Raw genomic sequence first — 18,431 nt, 5'->3', positions numbered from 1 at the left:
TTCATCGATGATCTCCGATTCTCTGGAGGGCGTGCGCGCCCTGCCCATCGCCCGCTCGGTCAGCGAGTTGCGCGCCGTCGTCGACGGTTGGAAGGCCGAGGGCCTGCGCGTCGGTCTGGTGCCGACCATGGGCGCCTTGCACGCCGGCCATCTGTCGTTGGTCCGCCTCGCGCTCTCCAAGGTCGATCGGGTGGTCGCCTCGGTTTTCGTCAATCCCACCCAGTTCGGGCCGAACGAGGACTTCGCCGCCTATCCCCGCGATGAAGCCGCCGATGCGGCCAAGCTGGGCGGGGCCGGCGCCCATCTGCTTTACGCCCCCGATGTCGCGGGCATGTATCCTCCGGGCTTTTCGACGACGATCACCGTTTCGGGGGTTTCCTCGGGGCTGTGCGGCGACCTGCGCCCCGGGCATTTCCAGGGGGTGGCGACGGTGGTCGCCAAGCTGTTCTTGCGCGTGCGGCCCGATGTCGCGGTCTTTGGCGAAAAGGACTATCAGCAGCTTCTGGTCTTGAAGCGGCTGGTCAACGATCTGGATCTGGCGATCGAGGTCATCGGCGCGCCGATCGTGCGCGAGACCGACGGCTTGGCGCTGTCGTCGCGCAACGCCTATCTCAGCGCCGAGCAGCGCGCCCTCGCCCCCGGGCTTTATCGCACGCTGCGCCGGGTGGGCGCCGATATCCTGGGCGGTGGCCGGGTCGATGATTGCTTGGCCTGGGGCATCGACGAACTGAAGGCCCTTGGCTTCGGGCCGGTCGATTACCTGGATCTGCGCGACGGCGCGACCCTGGAGCGCCTTGACGATGCCCCCGAGGGTCCCGGGCGCCTGCTCTGCGCCGCCTATCTGGGCAAGACCCGCTTGATCGATAACATCGGGGTTTGACCCCCGAAAGCCAATCCCCGGACCCTCTCGACCAGGGTGCGACGACGATTGGCTTCACGCTCACGAGATGGTGGGGCGGCCGCCCTTTCCCGGTGGAAGGGGCGGCCGGAAACGATCACCCCTGGCTTGGCATGTCGTCGGGGCGGCCGATGCTGACGTCATCGACCTCCAGGTCGCGCTGACGGCGGACCAGCGGCTCGTTGGGCTGCAGATCGGCGTCCCAGGGGAAAAGCAGCCAGACGTCCTGGCGCACGGCGACGACGAAGGTGTCGGTTTCCTTCTGACCCTCGGGCTTGGCGTAAACGGTCGCCATATGGGCCTTGGGCAGCATCGCCTTGACGGCGCGGGCGGTGACGCCGCTGTCGACCAGATCGTCGACCACCAGCCAGCCTTCGCCATCGCCGACCAGATCGCGGTTGAGCTCTTTCAGAATCTGCACGCCGGTGCTTTGGGTGCGATCGTCATAGGTGGCGACGCCGACGCTTTCGATCACCCGGATATCGAGTTCGCGGGCGATGATCGAACTGGGAATCAACCCGCCCCGGGTGATGGCGACGATTCCCTTGAACGGGCCCTTGGCCATCAGCTTGTGGGCGAGGCTGCGGGTGTCGCGGTGAAACAATTCCCAGGCGATGGGAATGTAGACCGCGCTGGCGTAATCCTTGGTTTCCATGGGGGGCCCTTTAATTTGCCCAAGGGGGCGAAAAACAGGATGCGGTTTTATCCCTGCGGCGATTTCCGATCAAGAAGGCTGGACGCGCCCCCCGGCGGTCGGGGATTATAAGGATCGTTCAAGGATTTGCCGGGGAGTTTATCCAACCGATGCTGACCTCCAGGCTGGCCCGGCGCGGCATGGTGAGCGCGCCCCATCATCTGGCGGCCCAGGCGGGGCTTGACATCCTGCGCGAGGGTGGGAACGCCATCGAGGCGATGATCGCCGCCGCCAGCGCCTGCGCGGTTCTTTATCCCCATATGACCGGCATCGGCGGCGATGGCTTCTGGATCATCCACGAGCCCGGGCGCCCGCCGCTGTCGATCGATGCCAGCGGCGCCGCCGGGGCCGGGGCCAGCCTTGCCGTCTATCGCGAGCGCGGCCTTGCCCGGGTTCCCATCCATGGCGCCCTGGCCGCCTGCACGGTGGCCGGCGCGCTGTCGGGCTGGCAATCGGCGCTTGATGTCTCCAGCCGCTGGGGCGGGCGCCTGCCCTTGTCGCGGCTGCTGGGCGAGGCGGTGGGCTATGCCCGCGACGGCTTCGCCGTCTCCCATTCCCAGGAACGGGCCCTGCGCCGGCTGCTGGGCGGGCTGAAGGATCAGCCGGGCTTCGCCGCCCAGTTCCTTGAAGCCGATGGCCGGGTTCCCCGCGCCGGGGCGCTCCAGCGCAATCGCCCCCTGGCCGAGACCCTGGAAACCCTGGCGGCGGACGGACTTGACAGCTTTTATCGCGGCGAGGTCGGCCAAAAGGTCGCCGCCGCCCTCAAGGCGGTGGGCGCGCCGGTGACCGCGGGCGATCTCGCCCGCCACCGCTCGATCCGCCGGCGGCCCTTGACCCTGGCCCTGGAAAGCGCCGTTCTCCATACCACGCCGCCGCCGACCCAGGGGCTGACGACGCTGATGCTGATCGGCCTGTTCCAACGCGCCGGCTTGCGCGATGCCGAGGGCGCGGCCTTTGTTCACGCCATGGTCGAGGCCGCCAAGGTCGCCTATCGGGTGCGCGACGCCAAGATCTGCGATCCCCGCCATATGGGCGTTCATCCCGCCACCTATCTCTCGGCCCAGGTCCTTGACGGCCTCGCCGGCGAGATCGCCCAGGGCGGGGGGACGCCGACCCCGGCGCTGAGCGCGGCGGGGGATACGGTGTGGATGGGCGCCGTGGATGGCGAGGGGCGGGCGGTCAGTTTCAGCCAAAGCCTGTGCCACGCCTTCGGCTCGGGGGTGATGCTCGGCGACACCGGCATCCTGTGGCACAATCGGGGCGTGGCGTTCGCGCTGGGCGACCAGGCGGTCAATCCGCTGGTCCCCGGGCGCAAGCCGATCCACGCCCTCAATCCGCTGCTGGCGCGGCTGCGCGATGGCAGGACCCTGGTGTTCGGCACCATGGGGGGGGATGGCCAGCCGCAAACCCTGGCGGCGATCTTCGCCCGCCATGTGCTGTTTGGCCAGGACCCGCAGGCGGCGATCTCGGCGCCGCGCTGGCTATTGACCGGTGGGCCGGGGGGGCGCGACGGCTTGCCGCTGGCCGCCCTGCGTCTGGAATCGCGCTTCGATCCCCGGGTGGTCGAAGGCCTGCGCGCCCTTGGGCATTGCGTCACCCTGACCGATGCCTTCGACGAGGCGATGGGCCATGCCGGGGCGCTGATCCGCCATCCCGACGGCACCATCGAAGGCGCCTTCGATCCGCGCTCCGACGGCGGTCTCGCCGGCTGGTGACGGCTCCTTGCCGGGCGGCATAAAAAAATCCCCGGACGCGGGTCCGGGGAGGCTCATGGCGGCAAAACGGCAGAGGCGTCGCGAAACGGCCTCTCAGCGGACGTAGACGCGAACCTCGTCGCTGCCGGCGCTGCTCGCCGCCGACAGGTTCACCCGATTCGAAGGCACGCCCATTTGGGTCAGGCTGCGCACCACCCGTTCGGCGCCGCGCGCCGCGCCGCTGGCCGAGCCGCCCGAAACGGCGACCACATCGAAGCTGGCGTCGGGCTTGCGGGCCAGGGCCGCTTGAACGGCGTTGGACAACGGCCCCTCGTAAGCGACATTGGGGCTGTCGAAGCGGATGACGACCAGCGGCGCGCCCGAGGGCAGACCGGCCGAGCGGGTGGCCATCGCCGTCCCCGTGCTGGTCATCGGCGCATAGCTCATGCCGCCGCCGGCGCCCGCGCCATAGGATCCCGGAGCGCTATAGCCATCGGGACCGGTGGTGCCAAACAGCTGGCCATTTTTGACGGCACCGGCCAGGGATCCCAGGTTGCCCTTTTCATTGGCGACATAGGCGGTCTGGCGGCGGATGTCGCTGGCCAGCTCGTTGAGCAGGCGATCGACCAGCACGACGGTCTGCTGGGTCTCGTCCTCAAGGATGCGCAACTGGCGATGATCCTCGTCGACGGCGCCGGGGACCGAGTAGGCGGCCCGCTCGCTGTCGAGCAGATAGGCGGTGGTCGACTGGTTGACCGAGATCATCTGCGCCAGCTGGTCCATCAACACCACATCCTGGTTGATGGTGTTGAGCTGGCCCTGGGCGGTTTCCCAGCGGTTCATCAAGATCGGGTTGCCCGGCGTCGTGCCCACCTGCAGGCGGGCCCGCATGCTGCCGACATTCTCGTGATAGGCGTTGCTGTCTTGAATGGTCTTGTTGCGCAGGGCCTGAAGCTGGGCGTTCTGCGAGCGGATGGTTTCCTGCAAGGCCGTCAGCTCGCTGCGAAAGGCCTGAACCTTTTGACCGACGAAGGTGCCGGTGGGCTGACCGGGCGAGACGCCATCGGGCTCGAAATAGGTGCTGCCCAGTTGCGGCGGACCATCGCCATTTCCACTATTGAATAAGCCACCATCGCTGCTGCTTGACGATCCGCCCAAAGATGGAAACAGGGCATTGGTCGCCGAGTTGCACGCCGCCAGGGACGCGGCGACCATGAAAATTGCCAAATTTCTTGTCTTCAAGAGCGCCATTGACTATAGCCTTTATTCCTCGAGCCCGTTCGCGATCCGGGTTCGAATATGTTCCGCTTCACGTGCTCCGTCATCTCCCGATGGTGCTGGGCTTATTACTTGAGCTTTATTTTATGCCCAAGAAACGATGATGCGGCGCGGGATAATTTGCGGCAGTGTACTCAAAGCCCCAAGCCCTAACAAGCGGGTTTTACCCTCTTTTCCCCAGGGATTTCCTTTGTCTCGCCAGTCGATGGCCGAGGGCTGGCGGCGGCGCCGCGACCGCGTCCGGCGAAAAGATATCGAAGCCAGACGAGAAAAATGAATTTTCCGCTTGCAAGGCCTGTGGGGTTCGGATAAACATCCGGCCTCGCAATTGACCGGCCGGTCCGGCGGTTGTCGAAAAAAGCGCCCGTAGCTCAACTGGATAGAGCATCTGACTACGGATCAGAAGGCTAGGAGTTCGAATCTCTTCGGGCGCACCACTCCCCTCTCTAAGTCCCTGTTACGGCAGGGAAATCGCGGAAATCAAGGGTTTCCATCTTCCTGACTGTTACACCGTTGTGTTACACCGGGGACATGGAAGACGTGAAACACCCTCGCTTGACCCGCCGTGGACGCATCTACTGGTTCAGAGCCAAAGTGCCTGCCGATTTGCGATCCCACTATGCCCCCAAGACGGAAATCATCTACAGCCTGAAGACCAGCGACCCTAGGGAAGCTCTGGTAAGGGTTCGTATTGCCTCGGTTAAGGCTGACCAGGAATTTGAAGTTGCTCGCCGTATCCCTAAAGAGGAAGTTCGCACCTCTCTAAGTGACGATGAAGCGGAGCGTCTGGTAGCTATCTATTACCAAGTACGTCTGGAAGAAGATGAGGAAATACGGATAGGGGGCAAGCAAGAGGCCGATCTTTATCTAGGTGTAAAGGCGCAGTTGGAAGCATTGGGCATAGGCCATGCCAATTATACAAATGAAGAAGCTGTAGCGGAATATGGCCTTAGTCAGAGAGAATATCAGAAAAACCAAGAGACATTAGAATTTATGGAGCCCCTCTATAGAGAGGCTTTGTCTACGGGAAATACCGAGATTATCCATGATGAACTTGATGATATTCTAGAGGCGAATAGCATTAAGCTTGATAGGACTTCTTCGCAGTACCGAAAGTTGGCTTTTTCCATCTTAAAAGCTACGGTAAAGGTGTTGGATGTTGAGAAGCGTAGGAATTCCGGTGAGCCTATCGACACCCCGCCAGAGCCTCCGCCCCTGTTCAAGCCCGCTGTAACGGCTGTCCCTGCAAATTCCTTGAGACTGTCAGAGGTCTTTGAGCGCTGGAAGGTGGAGCGTAAGCCCGCTAAGCGGTCGCTGATGGAATGGGATACGGCTATCAGGCGGTTCACGGCCTTGTATGGTGACAAGCCTGTTGAGAGCATCACCAAAGCGGAGGTGGTGGAATTCAAGGATAGCCTTCTTCAGCAAGGCAAGGCCGCTGCTACGGTCCTAAAGCAGGTGGGAGCTATCAAATCAACGCTTCAGTATGCGGTCGATAACGGTAAGCTAAGCGTTAATCCTGCAACTGGCGTGAAGGTGGCTGGTAAGCGTGCTTCAGAGGTCAGGCGCTTGCCCTATGATGCTGAAGACCTGAAGGCTATCTTCTCTTCCCCTGTCTTTACTTGCGGTGATAGACCCCTTGCCGGTTCCGGTGAAGCTTCCTTCTGGCTACCGCTGTTGGCTCTCTTCACTGGCGCAAGGCTGAACGAGATTGGACAGATCCTTGTCTCTGATGTCAGGGAGCTTGACGGGATCCATTACCTTGACCTCAACACGGAAGGTGAAGGCAAGAGCCTGAAGAATGAGGGAAGCCGCCGTAAGGTGCCTCTCCATCCTGAAATCATCCGTCTTGGCTTTCTAGATTATGTCCGTAAGCAAGGGGAAAGCTTGGGATCTGATAGCAGGGTCTTTGATAAGCTGGAACCAAATTCCAACGGTGTCCTTACCGCAAACTTCTCTAAATGGTGGGGAAGATATGCGCGAGAGAATGGCATAGCCAAGGGGCAGAAGGTCTTTCACTCTTTCCGCCATTCCTTCAAGGACGCTTGCCGGGAAAGCTCATTGCCCCAGGATATCCACGATGCTTTAACCGGGCATTCACCCAATAATGTGGGAGGTCGATACGGTCAGGGCTTCACGGTTAGGCGCTTGGGTGAGGAAATGGCGAAGCTGTCCTATCCTGGCTTGGATCTGTCCGGCTTGATGAAGCCTTAGGGGAACCGGCCAGGGGACCAATAGGGGATCGTGGTGGGAACGCTAGGGTCTATGGCTGCTTTGAAGATTAAGAAAGCTCATAGGAAGGCCCGTGGATAGCCTTCTTGCCGCTGTCCCTAATCCTATGTCAACCATAGCGATACGCACCACAGGCCAGGAAAACAGGCTTAGCGTTGATTGGACGGTGAATGTGTCGGCGCTATACAATGCTGATAGATAACGGTCACTTGAAGTTATCTTTGAATTTAGTCGACTGTAATTTTGCGAGAAGATGAATATCTTTATTCAACCTTATGGGGAAAGACATGAAATTTTCAGAGATTAATGGTTTTTCTCAAAAAAGATTAGAACTTCAAATTGATTCTATGGATTGCGCTTTACGCAATGCATTGTGGAATGTTTTATTTTTGTATTTATTCAATAATCCTTATAGGTATAATTCCACTGTATATCTAAAAACAGATTTTAACTCTGCTCTATGGATTTATTTTTTCAAGGAGAGAATTGACGAATTTCCATCTAATGTCGAATTCGTTCAATACGTTAAAAATAGTTTATTGCATGGAGAGTTTTATCTATTTTACGATCTAATTGATTTTGTCCTTGAAGGAGGCTATTTCTGTAAGGGAAGTGATTTATTTATTGGTGCGTGCAATAAAGCATTAAAAAAAGAAATGTCTGGCTGGAGAATTGTTGGTCAAAAAATTACCAAGATAACTTCAGAAGAAGAAATAGATTGCGTGAACTCTTCAATAGAGGCTTTTCCTAAAGATCCCGTGGCAATTCATCTTCAAACGGCTATAGGTTTTTTATCTGATAGAGAGTCTCCGGATTATAGAAATTCCATGAAGGAATCTATATCAGCAGTGGAATCTGTGTGTAGATGTATTTCAGGAAAGAAAACTTTTCAATCTGCATTAAATGAAATTCAGAACATGGGGATTATACGTCATAGTGCTTTGAGGGATGGTCTTAATAAAATTTACGCCTACACTAGCGATGAGAATGGAGTGAGGCACAATTTGACGGATAATCCAAACGTAGATTTCGATGATGCGAAATTTATGTTGGTTATGTGTTCGGCGTTCATCAATTTTATTCGAGCGCACCAGCCTACTTGAAGCAGCCGTTCCCTCTTGTGATCTGGCTATCAAGCCCTTTGTCGGGGAACCGCGCGTTCGGGATCTGGACCTTGCGGAGGAATTGGGGTTCTCCGAACCTCGTTGGATCCGCAAGCTCATTAAGCGATATGAGGCGGATTTGGAGCGTTTGGGAGTTTGTGCCACCGTGTCACAAACCTCTGGCTCCTTGGGGGGCCGTCCCGCTACCGAATTTTGGCTGAACAAAAAGCAGGCCCTTTTCATTATCGCCAAATCGGAAACGTCCCTGGCCGTCGATATCACCATCAAGGTTATCGAGAAGTTTGACGCTTACGAACGTGGCCTGATTTCCAACGCTCCCGCCGTTGCCGCTCTCCCGGACTTCAACGATCCGGCCGAAGCCGCTCTCCCTATCGTTCACGTCAAGGATGGGACGGTGTTCGCCAATAGCCGGGACGTGGCTGCCTATTTCGGGAAGCGCCACGATCATGTACTGGACAAGATCAATAAGATCTGGCTGCGCGCGCCTCATAGGGGTCTCCCTAATTTTCGGGAAACCCCTATGACCAATTTTCAGAATGGGCAAGAGTATCGCACCTTCGATATGACCAAGGATGGTTTCACGTTCCTGGTTATGGGTTTCACAGGAGCGGAGGCCGAAGGCTTCAAGTGGAAGTACATTGACCGCTTCAATGAAATGGAAGAGTGCCTTCGCAATCCTCCCGCCGTTCCCGCTCTCCCTGCCGTTCCCTCTGCCGCTCTCCCCGTCGTTCACATTAAGGATGGGAAGGTGTTCGCCAATAGCCGGGACGTTGCTGCCTATTCCGGGAAGCTTCACAAAGACGTGCTGCGTGATATCGACCAAACGCTTGAAAACATTCATGACGCAAATCTGCGTTCTGGCCCTTATTGCTGAAATCTCAGCCCAATGGTTTCGTCCCATCAAAGTCGAGACCAAGGTCGGCTTCGGTACTCGCAGGGATGATGCCTTCAGCATGACCCGCGACGGGTTCACGCTTCTGGTCGGTCCCATGGTCATGGGCTTTACCGGGCAGAGGGGTATCAATGGGGTTTGCTTCGCGGTGAAGCGAACCCTGATGCCTTGGGAGTTTGCCCCACGGTGGGGCAAAATCAGGAAGACAGAAACGCGCTCCATGGTGGAGCGGGTTATCCATGGGAATTTTCTCCACGGTGAAGAGAAATCATGAAGGTGGCCGTGGTGGTGGTCTTCCCTGGTTTCTTCAGCTAAACAGAAATTTAATCGCTGTCAGGCTTATACAAAAACCATAGAAAGCCGTTACCGTGAAAGTATCCGCTATCTTGTGCAGTCTATAGCCGCTGCCTACCAAGGCCGTATGACTTTTATTTATTTGTCAGGTAGCCTTTTTATTTGAGCCATATATTAGGGATCCGCTCAACCAACGATAAAACAGAGCGGTCATCGTCCTTTGCGGCTTTCTCTAAGTCTCATGCAAATTCGCATTAGTTGCCATATTGCATGTATATTTGAGCCGTATCTTAAGGATACTTTAACAAGCGCCGTTGATGGCGGTTATCTTCTGTGATATGGAAATATTGTCTTGAGAAAGACAAGCGGCCGGACAAGGTGCTGTAACACCCAATCCGGCCTAACCCCAGGCAAAGGAATGCCCCTATGTCCAAGGCTACCGAACACGATATCACGGCTGTTTCCCGTCAATCCACGTCGATGGGAGCCGCTGCTACCAACCTCGTTGCCACCTATGCCAAGTTCGTTGAGTGTGATCGTGATTGGCGAGTCGCTGAAGTGACTGCCGATGAAGACGATGAAGAGATTGATGCCCGCTATGAACAGTGGTCAGACCTCTTCAGCACCTTTGAAGGAACCAAGGCGACTAACCTTGAGGAGCTGGCTGTACTGGCCCTTGCGGCTCTACGGCTTGGTAGGGTCGATGAAGGTAAGGGGCCGTTCTCATGGGACTATTATAGCCGTCCTGACTGTCTTGATAGTAAGCCGGGGATGGATGTTGAATTGATTCTCTGGAATATCGTTGAGAGTGCCAGGGCTATGGCGAATGGAGCGACTGCAAAGGCTGTATAGTCAGGGCAATTGCCGTTCCCTTTGGTGTTATATAGGAAACCTCGTAGGAAGGCCCGTGAATAGCCTTCTCTCTGTTCTCTCTCACAATCCCCTATTCAGAACAGACTTACGCACCACGGACCAGGAAAACAGCCTTAGCGTTGATTTAACCTTCAAGGTCTGTTGTGTGTTGTCTGAAAAGGTTGAGTGTCTGGAATATGGGACGCTATCACTTCCAGCGATGAAGGCGATAAGACCATCATCATCTATTGAGGTCTTGGCCGTAAGGATCCTATAACTTCAACGCCAAGGCCGTTTTAAGGGCCCGTGGTGCGTATCTCTTTGTATCTTGGTAGATTATACCTGGAAGCATAGGGAAGCGTACCACGGGCTTTCTTTTGTGCCTCTATGATGATTGCGGTCTTTCTTGTCGGGACAGCTATAGGGGCAATGATCGTGGTCATGGACGTTCATAAGACCTCCATGGTTCACCGGGAATGGATCCTGGAAGACAGAACAGGGCTATGGGGATGAGGGATGGTGGTGGTTATCCGTGGTCTAAGCTTCCCTTCAATGGGCGCGATAGGGTCCCTTATCTTGGATCCAATTGATTTTGTACCCTACAGGAAAGGAAGAAATAAATTAAAGTAATAAATTAAAGTAAGAACTATAGTAAGATCTTAAAGAGTAAGGTAAAGAGATAATTATAAAGATAGTGAAATTAGATAACTATGATAGGAATAAAAAGAAAGAGATAATTAAAGTAAGAACTTAAAGAGAGAATTAAAGAGAGAATTAAAGAGAGAATTTAAGCGTCTCTTAAAGCCATGACCATCATAGATGATGATGATAATAAGAAGGTCTGATAAAGAGGCCTCTTAAAGAGAGCTATCATCATAGATGGATATCAGAGTTTCTATGGAAATGCCTATGTCATAGACCTCCCTGATTTAGGTCATTCATGGTGGTTGATGAAGTTTTCACTTAAACAGACAATCAACGTTCCCTCTTCAATACCACGATCATCATAGATGGATATGGAGGTCTATAGGGAAGACTCTCATTAACGCTATCATTCATGGTGTTTGATGAAGCTGTCATTGATAGTCTCACTATAGAGACCCCTTAGATACCACCATCATCATAGATAGATATGAGAGTGTCTTTCAAAGATCCCTCTCAATGAGAAAGTTCAAGTCAGATTTAAGTTATAAGAGTGTCTTTGGCTTTGGTTGTAAGCCACGTTATGGACATTGCTATAACTTAAATAGACAGTTCATTCATAATCACCCATTCATTCTCTGAATTTCATTGTCTGAAAACACACAAGTTCTCTCTCTGTTTTCCATGAAAGCGGCGCATTTGGTAAAGCTACAGAACGCTACACCTTAAACCTGACCGTCTGCGGACGATAATCTTGCTTATAGGTGGGTTGTTCTTAGGGAAACCATAACCTTCCTTAAAAACACACTCACAGGATTTCTTTCAAAATGTCTAATGCTAATCCGTCCCGTTTGGGCATGGTTAACGGTACCGGTGCTGATGATGCCTTGTTCCTCAAGGTCTTTGGCGGTGAGGTACTGACCACCTTTGCCGAGAATAACGTCTTTCTGCCGCTCACCATGTCCCGAACTATTACATCGGGCAAGTCCGCGCAGTTCCCCGTACTCGGTAAGAATACCGCCTATTACCACGTTCCCGGTGCTGAACTGAACGGCAATAATATCCTCAATGCCGAACGTGTGATTACCGTTGATGGTTTGCTTGTCTCGCCGGTCTTCATTGCGAAGATTGATGAGGCCAAGACCCACTATGACGTTCGCAGTCAATACACTTCGGAGTGTGGCGCTAGCCTGTCCAATCAGGCTGACCGTACCATTTCGCAGGTGCTTATCAATGCCGCCCGCTCTACCGCGACCATCACCGGTGGCTTTGGCGGTACCAAGCTCGTTGATGCCGCTTTCGGTACCGATGGGGATAAGCTTGCCGCTGGCATCTTCGGGATTGCCCAGACCTTCGACGAGAAGGACGTTCCCGAGACTGACCGTTATGCCGCCGTCCGTCCCGCACAGTATTACCTGATGGTGGCCGGTACGAAGGTTCTCAATCGTGATTGGGGCGGTTCCGGTAGCTACATGGACGGCAAGGTTCTCAAGGTCGCTGGCGTGTCCATCGTCAAGAGCAACCACATTCCCAAGTCCGTTATCACGGGATCCGCCCAGGCTGCCTATGATGGCGACTTTACCAAGACCGTTGCGGTTGGCTTCCATAAGTCTGCCGTTGGTACCGTCAAGCTCTTGGACCTACAGACCGAAGGTGAATATCAGATCCAGCGCCAGGGCACTTTGATCGTTGCCAAGTACGCTATGGGTCATGGTGTTCTACGGCCGGAAGCTGCGGTTGAACTGGCGTCGGCTTAAGTCGGTTATCATATCCATGAAGAATGCAGTCATGGGAAACATTGGGGGATGCCTTCGGGTGTTCCCCTTTTTTTATCTATAAGAACAAAATAGGAACACATAGAAATGCCCTTGAGTGTTCCTCTTGCCGTTCACCTGAACGTGTCTCTTTAGGGAAGCCATAACCGGGAAATATTTCTGGAACAAAATTTTTGGAGAAAACTTATTTCGGGTTTTGCCTATGGTCGCAATATGAGAGGGCATTTGATAGATAAAACAGCGCGCAATTCCCCCCTTACCCCGGGTTCAAATCCAACAGAAGGGGGGCCAGGAAGACGGTATCAAGGTATTCCGGAACCGGGGCAATTGGGGATGGCCGTAGGGGCACTTCCTAGGGCCGTGGAGAAGCATTGACGTGTATCCGCTACCGCGACCAGGACGGTAGGGTAGGGCTATCCAGAAGCTTCCTAGGGCCAGCAAGAGGTATTGAGGTTCCAGGCCAGTCCCGATGAAGTCCGTCCACCATCAACCATCCTCCCTGACTGTCCTCTTTCCCGGTCATAGGGTGATGGAACTGGCGTTGATAGCCTGACCATGGACACGGATAGTGGTGGATGGCCGTAGAGGCACTTTACAGGGCCGTACAGAAGCTTCCCGATAGTTTGGGTAATTCGTACCAGGGCAATGGGGTAGGGGCATACAGAGCCTTCCTAGACTCGGCAACGGGCATGATGGTGTGAAGGCTGACCAAGGACCGGCCAGGGCTACCCTACAGACTGACCAGGGCATGGGATCGTGGTGGCTGTCAGGGAACTGACCGGCAAGGCATCCTCATTATTTTTTCAATCACGACCAAATCTATCGTGATTAAGATGGTGTGACCCTCTCATTCCTCCATGGCCTTCCCGTGAGCCATCACGCTTGACACTCCCAAGGCTTTTCTGTACCTAATTCTCAGGAATAGAGAACACAAATATGGTGTTTTCTCAAATGAGACAAAGGGTTGAGGCTATGAAAGGCGTTGGCGCATCGGTTCAGGCAATCGCCTATCTCCGCACCTCTTCCGCCGCGAATGTGGGGGGAGACAGCGACCAGCGCCAGCGGCAAGCCATTCATGCCTATGCCCAAGGCAACGGGCTTGAGGTGGTCAAAGAGTTTTACGACGCCGCTGTAAGTGGAGCCGATGCCATTGACCAGCGAGAGGGGTTCACGGACCTTCTTGGATGGGCTGCAACGTCAGAGGTCAAGACTATCATCGTTGAGAACGCCAGCCGCTTTGCCCGTGATTTGATCGTTCAGGAAACTGGTTACGCCTTATTGACCGCTCAAGGCTTCACGCTCATTGCTGCCGATGATCCCGACGCCTTCACCGCTGACACGCCAACCGCCCGGATGGTTCGCCAGATCCTGGGGGCTGTTAGCGAGTTTGAGAAAGCGAACCTTGTAGCCAAGCTGAAGGGGGCAAGGGATCGTGCCTCTATCAGCGCTGGCAAGCGTGTGGAAGGCCGTAAGGGCTATGACGATACAAACCCCAAGCTGGTTCAGGATGCCAAGCGTCTGGCCCGTAAAAGCCCGAAGACAGGGAAGAGCCGATCCTTACGCCAGATAGCGGAGGAATTGACGGTGTTGGGCCATACCACGGCCACCGGGAAAGCCTTCAGTGCCTCACAGGTGCAACGGCTGTTGGCCTACTGACCTCGGCTAAGCGCCGCTTCAGTCGCTCTCTCTATGTCCGTCTAGGTGGTGGGGTGTATCGGTTGCTTTTGCCGTTCTCTTACCGTTCTCTTGCCATTCCCCTGATAGCCACACGTACCATTCCCTTTGCTTCGCCTCTTTCAAGGCCCGTACAGCCACCATCCGCGAGTCTCCGATGGGATTGTCAGAAAGCGGTAGCCTAGGCATCCAGGGGGCTTTAAGTCGGTTTTATCGCCTGTATCTGTGATGATTGAATGATCCACGATTGAAGGGGGCAAAGAAATGTCGATACCAGCCGGAAAAAGTAGCGTGCTTGTCCATCCCGGTCGGTTGCTGCGCCGTGAAATGGAGGCCCGTGGTCTATCCGCGACTGCCCTTGCTGGCGCGCTACATGTCTCACCTGAACGGATCCGGGGCATTATTAACGGCAAGCGCCCTATCACTTACGATACCGCTCTCCGCCTCGGGCGGTACCTCGGGACTGGTCCAGAGCTTTGGGCAGGGATGCAGCGTGATTACAACCTCCTTGCCGCTCAACTGGCACATGGTGCGCAGATAGAGCGTGAGGTACAGCCTGCCCCCCGTGATTGGGACCTTCTGGAACCCTTGGCCGAATGAGCTTCCGGTAGCCTCTGCGTCCTTGCCAATCCTACCTCAAACTGTTACACCAGGGACCAGTCAGGACTGAAGAAAGTCTAAGGTTTCTGCGGGGTTAGGGTGGTACCAGTGCCTTCTCTTCGGGCGCACCACTGGAAGGCCGGAGCAACAAAGCTCCGGCCTTTCTGCTATCTGCGGCCCGCCTTCCATGCCGCCCTGGCCCACCTGCGGGCAAGCCTCCCCCTCCCGATCGTCCGCCCATGCCTTGGCGCCTCTCGGCGCCCCTGGGCGGGTTTTGTCCGTCACCCCTTATAAAGGCCGCGGCGTGATCGGCTGGCTTTGCGGTTGCCGGCGGGCGCCCTCTCGCCGTGATCGGGGCTGTTCGGTTCTGTTTTCATCTCTGATATTCTGTCGCAAGACGAGTTGCCTGCCCGGTCGCTGCCGGGAAACGAGTCTACCGAGGATGGATAAGTTATGGATTTATAGAGGGCACCTTATCGATGGAGGGTGCCGTGGTTCCATTTCCCCTCCTTCTGGCGGCCTTGAACGAGATCCCTGATCCCCGGCGGGCCCAGGGTAAGCGCTATCCGCTGGCGTATCTGCTGCTGTTCACGGTGCTGGCCCTGTTGAGCGGGGCACGATCCTATCGGGGCATCATCACCTTCCTTGAGCAGCGCCGAGACCACCGACCGAGGTCGCCATGGCCGCCAGGAACACCGCTGGGTCGAGGTCTTCGACGTCTCCGGTCGCCTCGGTCCCACTTGGGACGGCCTGATCGCCGCCGTCGCCCGGGTCACCCGCCTGACTTGGCACAAGGACACCAAATCCGGCCTTTGGCACAAAACGCAAGAAACCGCCCTCTACGCCTGCCAGATCAACCTGCCCGCTGCCGTCGCCGGCACCGCAATCCGACAACATTGGGGCGTCGAAAAGCGAAGCCACTACGTCCGCGACGTTACCTTCTTCGAAGACCAAAGCCGTATCCGGACCAAGCCCGGCCACTTCGCCCGCCTTCGCTCCTTCGCCCTCAACATCCTTCGGGCCAACGGGACCAACAACATCAGCCGTGAACTCTTCATCAACGCTCTGAACCCAAACCATGCCCTGGGCCATAGGGTAACCTGAAAAAAGAACGGAACAGCCCTGGCGGCGAGACCGACACGGAAGAAAAAATACGATGCCGCGTTGAGTGTGACCTTTATTATATAAAAAATTGGTCGGTCTTTCTCGATATCGAAATCCTTTTCCGCACACTCATGGTTATCTCTCACAAAAATGCGTACTAAGCGCTCAGCACTTTTTCAAAAAAACGCTCGATTATTTTAGGGGGGATGGGGGGCGCTGAGAGGAGGGCGGCCCTCATCGCTCTCTTTACAGTGACCAGTCTAGCGAACGCCCCACAAGTGCATCGACACGCGTCGTGAGGTCCCCAAAATAGCGTTCCATCAGTGCCGCGCACTGTGGAGTGAAGGTTTCGTAGATCGGACCAGCATTGGCGACGGGGACCTCCTGGCCAAAGCCAGCGACGTCAAGATCAAGGAACTGGGCAATCTCGCTGAGCGTGTCTTCCGGCTGGTGGTGCAAATTAGCAAGCGTAATAAATAAAAACTGCTTCATTGGAAACAGCTTTAAATATCGCAAAAGCTGTTCATCGTAAAAAGATGAGCGAATATACATGAAATTCCAGAAGTAATGCCGGCAGGTCGCGGCAAATTTAGGGGAGGAAAACCGTTCGTTCTCGACGATGAGCGCCTCTAGGAAGCTTTCGATCGGTTCTATGGGCAGACCATCGCTGTGCAGGGCGCGGCGCATGTGCTGGTAAAGCGAATGGGCACGGGCCTTCGGTTCACGCAATATCAGCAGAAACTTTGCCGATGGGAAGAGATCGTGCAAAAGGGGAGGCGTTTCAGGATTGGAAAAATAGACGTGCGACGCATCAACTCTGTAGCGCCGCTCTGAATCGAATAGCCGAAAATACGCGACCGGGTTCTGAATAACTTGAAAGTGACTGCAAAAAAAGCTGGGTTCTTTGGGGTCGCAGACATGGATGTCTGGGTGTCGTTGCAAGATCTGGTAAAGCGTCGTGGTGCCGCTTTTGCCTGCGCCAAGAAGGAATAAATTCGGAACCCCCACGTCAAGCCATCCTCTTTTTTCTGTGATTATACGAGGATATCCCTCGAATGGCTTATCCCTGTGCTTCCGGGGCGATCAGCATGTTGTAGGTGACGGGCTGGATGGCGAGGCCGATGCCGAGCAGGGTTCGGAAAGCGGCATGAGGCGTTCTGCGGCAGTTGAAGCGGAAGACGAACTCGTTCAGGTAGGACTGTAGGTGCTGGCGCCGCAGGCCGTGATAGACGCCGAGCGCCCAGGTCTTGAGGTTAGAAATGACGCGGTGGACCCAGGGCAGGACGATGTGAGCAGCCATCTTGCCGACGACATGGGGTTCGTGCTTGTAGCCGGGGGCACCGGGGTAGGCGCTCCAGCCATCGGTCTTCAGGGTGGCGCCGGACGCGACGCTGGCCTTGATGAACGGGTGCAGGCTGGCCGACGATGCATCATCGATCACGCCGAGGCGCAGGCGGCCCGGGGCGTTGTCGATGACTTCGACGGCGACAACGACCTGCATCTTGCCCTCCGGGCTGCGCCCGCCGCCACCCGCTACCGGATTATCCTTGGTGCGGTAGGAAATTTGGGTCTCGTCGATCTCGACGAGGCCGGACAGCAGGGCGCGGGCAAGATTGACCATGGCCCCGCGCAGCTTGGCGCACAGCAGCCAAGCGCTCTTGTAGGAGCCTAGCCCCAGGTGCCGCCCCATCTGGCGGGCTGAAATGCCGTTGGAGTGGGTGGCCATCAAATAGGCCGCCCAGAACCACACAGTCAGCGGCAGTTTCGAGCCGTGCATCACCGTCCCCGCCGCGACCGAAGTCTGCCGATGGCATTTGGTGCATTCATAGGTCCACGCCTTGGTGTCGCGTTTCCAGGCGTGATCGTGGCCACCGGCCGGGCAGCGGAAGCCATCCGGCCATCGCGCCGCCGCCAGTCATGCCGCGCACGCGGCCTCGTCGGGGAACCGGCGTTGGAACTCCAGAACAGAGCGGGGAAAGTCAGGCATGGCGCCCCTCCGGTGGCTGCATGTTCATGTTGTATTCTACAGAACTCGCGCGATCCGCACACCAGATATCGTGCCCTCGGAGGCTGAGGGATAAGCCATAGAGACGGATACATAAGAGACAGGCGGGCCTCGCCTTGAGGGGGCTCTTTGGGGGCGTGCGCGCAAGCTGCGGCGGGCCCGCGCTTGGGGACTCCGTTTTTTGGTTCTTCCCGTCTGGGGGTGTTGCGGGGGCTGGTTTGCGGACTTTGCGGCGATCTATGCGGGCCCATACCCGTCTAAGGGGTGTTCTGGTAAAAAAGCGGGGTGGTTTGTCGAAAGCGGTTGACGTTGTGGGTCCAGGGGCCTAGAACCCGCCTCCCGACGGCGCCGGTGGTGCTTCGGGGAGTTGGCTCCGGGTTTGGCCGGTCCTGAAAACGCGATATCCCGCAAGGGGTTAGCGGTCTCCTGAGAGGGGGATGGGCTGGTGGAAAAAAGAAAAACGCGGTGTTGACAACGGTGCTGGGGCGGGAGTAGAAACCGCCCTCCCGACGAACCGGGCGGCGGTGCCGCGGACTGGTTTGACGGGGTCCGGGGATACCTGGACGGGTTAGGGAAAGACAGGGCTTTTCAAGCCTTTCGGAGTTGGTTTGGCTCCGGCGTCTGTCTCTGAAACGTCGAAAAAAACAGGTTGACACGGACGAGGCGCAGGGGT

15 protein-coding genes, 1 tRNA gene and 1 pseudogene are annotated in these 18,431 nt (G+C 56.2%); 13 read left to right on the top strand and 4 right to left on the bottom strand.

Going from position 1 to position 18,431, the window contains the following annotated elements; genetic code table 11:
* Nucleotides 1-7: 7 nt before the first annotated feature.
* A complete protein-coding gene (gene panC / locus RRU_RS17170; protein WP_011391067.1) occupies nucleotides 8-880 on the top strand; it encodes a pantoate--beta-alanine ligase in 873 nt (290 codons plus the stop codon).
* 115 nt (nucleotides 881-995) lie between these two features.
* On the opposite strand, the gene gpt is transcribed toward panC, so the two are convergent.
* Entirely contained in the window at nucleotides 996-1,553 is a 558-nt protein-coding gene (gpt, locus tag RRU_RS17165) for a xanthine phosphoribosyltransferase (RefSeq protein WP_011391066.1), read from the bottom strand.
* A 149-nt stretch (nucleotides 1,554-1,702) separates the two neighbouring features.
* Between gpt and RRU_RS17160 the strand changes: the two genes are divergently transcribed.
* Nucleotides 1,703-3,307: a gamma-glutamyltransferase family protein gene (locus RRU_RS17160; protein ID WP_011391065.1), complete on the top strand. Its 1,605-nt coding sequence runs from the start codon at nucleotides 1,703-1,705 to the stop codon at nucleotides 3,305-3,307.
* A gap of 93 nt (nucleotides 3,308-3,400) precedes the next feature.
* Here the strand turns inward: RRU_RS17160 and RRU_RS17155 are convergent, their stop codons facing one another.
* The gene (locus RRU_RS17155; protein ID WP_014626565.1) at nucleotides 3,401-4,501 is read right to left on the bottom strand and encodes a hypothetical protein; all 1,101 of its coding nucleotides are present in this window, start codon (nucleotides 4,499-4,501) and stop codon (nucleotides 3,401-3,403) included.
* Nucleotides 4,502-4,924: 423 nt separating this feature from the next.
* Between RRU_RS17155 and RRU_RS17150 the strand changes: the two genes are divergently transcribed.
* The 11 genes from RRU_RS17150 to RRU_RS20245 all read left to right on the top strand — a co-directional run bounded on the left by RRU_RS17150 (nucleotide 4,925) and on the right by RRU_RS20245 (nucleotide 15,914).
* Nucleotides 4,925-5,001: transfer RNA gene (locus RRU_RS17150), tRNA-Arg, on the top strand.
* Between the two features lie 103 nt (nucleotides 5,002-5,104).
* The gene (locus tag RRU_RS17145; RefSeq protein WP_162470631.1) at nucleotides 5,105-6,778 is read left to right on the top strand and encodes a DUF6538 domain-containing protein; all 1,674 of its coding nucleotides are present in this window, start codon (nucleotides 5,105-5,107) and stop codon (nucleotides 6,776-6,778) included.
* 305 nt (nucleotides 6,779-7,083) lie between these two features.
* Complete coding sequence (locus RRU_RS17140; protein WP_148265483.1) at nucleotides 7,084-7,899, top strand: AbiJ-NTD4 domain-containing protein; 816 nt, start codon at nucleotides 7,084-7,086, stop codon at nucleotides 7,897-7,899.
* 82 nt (nucleotides 7,900-7,981) lie between these two features.
* Nucleotides 7,982-8,794, top strand: coding sequence for a Rha family transcriptional regulator (locus RRU_RS17135; protein WP_014626563.1), 813 nt, complete (start codon nucleotides 7,982-7,984; stop codon nucleotides 8,792-8,794).
* Complete coding sequence (locus tag RRU_RS17130; RefSeq protein WP_148265482.1) at nucleotides 8,760-9,086, top strand: hypothetical protein; 327 nt, start codon at nucleotides 8,760-8,762, stop codon at nucleotides 9,084-9,086. The genes RRU_RS17135 and RRU_RS17130 overlap by 35 nt, the downstream gene beginning before the upstream one ends.
* A gap of 446 nt (nucleotides 9,087-9,532) precedes the next feature.
* The gene (locus tag RRU_RS17125) at nucleotides 9,533-9,958 is read left to right on the top strand and encodes a hypothetical protein (protein WP_014626561.1); all 426 of its coding nucleotides are present in this window, start codon (nucleotides 9,533-9,535) and stop codon (nucleotides 9,956-9,958) included.
* Nucleotides 9,959-11,427: 1,469 nt separating this feature from the next.
* The gene (locus RRU_RS17120; RefSeq protein ID WP_011391061.1) at nucleotides 11,428-12,357 is read left to right on the top strand and encodes a phage capsid protein; all 930 of its coding nucleotides are present in this window, start codon (nucleotides 11,428-11,430) and stop codon (nucleotides 12,355-12,357) included.
* Between the two features lie 990 nt (nucleotides 12,358-13,347).
* The gene (locus tag RRU_RS17115) at nucleotides 13,348-14,031 is read left to right on the top strand and encodes a recombinase family protein (RefSeq protein ID WP_237703791.1); all 684 of its coding nucleotides are present in this window, start codon (nucleotides 13,348-13,350) and stop codon (nucleotides 14,029-14,031) included.
* 282 nt (nucleotides 14,032-14,313) lie between these two features.
* Nucleotides 14,314-14,649, top strand: coding sequence for a HigA family addiction module antitoxin (locus RRU_RS17110; protein ID WP_011391059.1), 336 nt, complete (start codon nucleotides 14,314-14,316; stop codon nucleotides 14,647-14,649).
* Between the two features lie 479 nt (nucleotides 14,650-15,128).
* Nucleotides 15,129-15,698, top strand: coding sequence for a transposase family protein (locus RRU_RS17105; protein WP_081467706.1), 570 nt, complete (start codon nucleotides 15,129-15,131; stop codon nucleotides 15,696-15,698).
* A 51-nt stretch (nucleotides 15,699-15,749) separates the two neighbouring features.
* On the top strand, nucleotides 15,750-15,914 hold the full coding sequence (locus RRU_RS20245; protein WP_081467717.1) for a sugar transferase: 165 nt from the start codon (nucleotides 15,750-15,752) through the stop codon (nucleotides 15,912-15,914).
* An 85-nt stretch (nucleotides 15,915-15,999) separates the two neighbouring features.
* Here RRU_RS20245 and RRU_RS17095 read toward each other — a convergent pair whose 3' ends face one another.
* Nucleotides 16,000-16,761 carry a sulfotransferase domain-containing protein gene (locus RRU_RS17095; RefSeq protein ID WP_011391057.1) on the bottom strand — a complete coding sequence of 254 codons (762 nt, stop codon included), beginning with the start codon at nucleotides 16,759-16,761 and terminating at the stop codon, nucleotides 16,000-16,002.
* A gap of 52 nt (nucleotides 16,762-16,813) precedes the next feature.
* A pseudogene (locus tag RRU_RS17090) lies at nucleotides 16,814-17,740 on the bottom strand (IS1595-like element ISRhru1 family transposase).
* Nucleotides 17,741-18,431 lie beyond the last annotated feature (691 nt).

The organism is Rhodospirillum rubrum ATCC 11170, from assembly GCF_000013085.1.
Classification (GTDB): Bacteria; Pseudomonadota; Alphaproteobacteria; order Rhodospirillales; family Rhodospirillaceae; genus Rhodospirillum; species Rhodospirillum rubrum.
The sequence above is the reverse complement of the archived record's forward strand: the minus strand, read 5'-3'. Positions and strand labels throughout refer to the sequence as shown.

Excerpts from the sequence above, each read along its gene's own strand:
- panC (WP_011391067.1), top strand. The coding sequence starts at position 8 with ATGATCTCCGATTCTCTGGAGGGCGTGCGCGCCCTGCCCATCGCCCGC.
- gpt (WP_011391066.1), bottom strand. The coding sequence starts at position 1,553 with ATGGAAACCAAGGATTACGCCAGCGCGGTCTACATTCCCATCGCCTGG.
- RRU_RS17160 (WP_011391065.1), top strand. The coding sequence starts at position 1,703 with ATGCTGACCTCCAGGCTGGCCCGGCGCGGCATGGTGAGCGCGCCCCAT.
- RRU_RS17155 (WP_014626565.1), bottom strand. The coding sequence starts at position 4,501 with ATGGTCGCCGCGTCCCTGGCGGCGTGCAACTCGGCGACCAATGCCCTG.
- RRU_RS17140 (WP_148265483.1), top strand. The coding sequence starts at position 7,084 with ATGAAATTTTCAGAGATTAATGGTTTTTCTCAAAAAAGATTAGAACTT.
- RRU_RS17130 (WP_148265482.1), top strand. The coding sequence starts at position 8,760 with ATGACGCAAATCTGCGTTCTGGCCCTTATTGCTGAAATCTCAGCCCAA.
- RRU_RS17125 (WP_014626561.1), top strand. The coding sequence starts at position 9,533 with ATGTCCAAGGCTACCGAACACGATATCACGGCTGTTTCCCGTCAATCC.
- RRU_RS17120 (WP_011391061.1), top strand. The coding sequence starts at position 11,428 with ATGTCTAATGCTAATCCGTCCCGTTTGGGCATGGTTAACGGTACCGGT.
- RRU_RS17115 (WP_237703791.1), top strand. The coding sequence starts at position 13,348 with ATGAAAGGCGTTGGCGCATCGGTTCAGGCAATCGCCTATCTCCGCACC.
- RRU_RS17110 (WP_011391059.1), top strand. The coding sequence starts at position 14,314 with ATGTCGATACCAGCCGGAAAAAGTAGCGTGCTTGTCCATCCCGGTCGG.
- RRU_RS17105 (WP_081467706.1), top strand. The coding sequence starts at position 15,129 with ATGGAGGGTGCCGTGGTTCCATTTCCCCTCCTTCTGGCGGCCTTGAAC.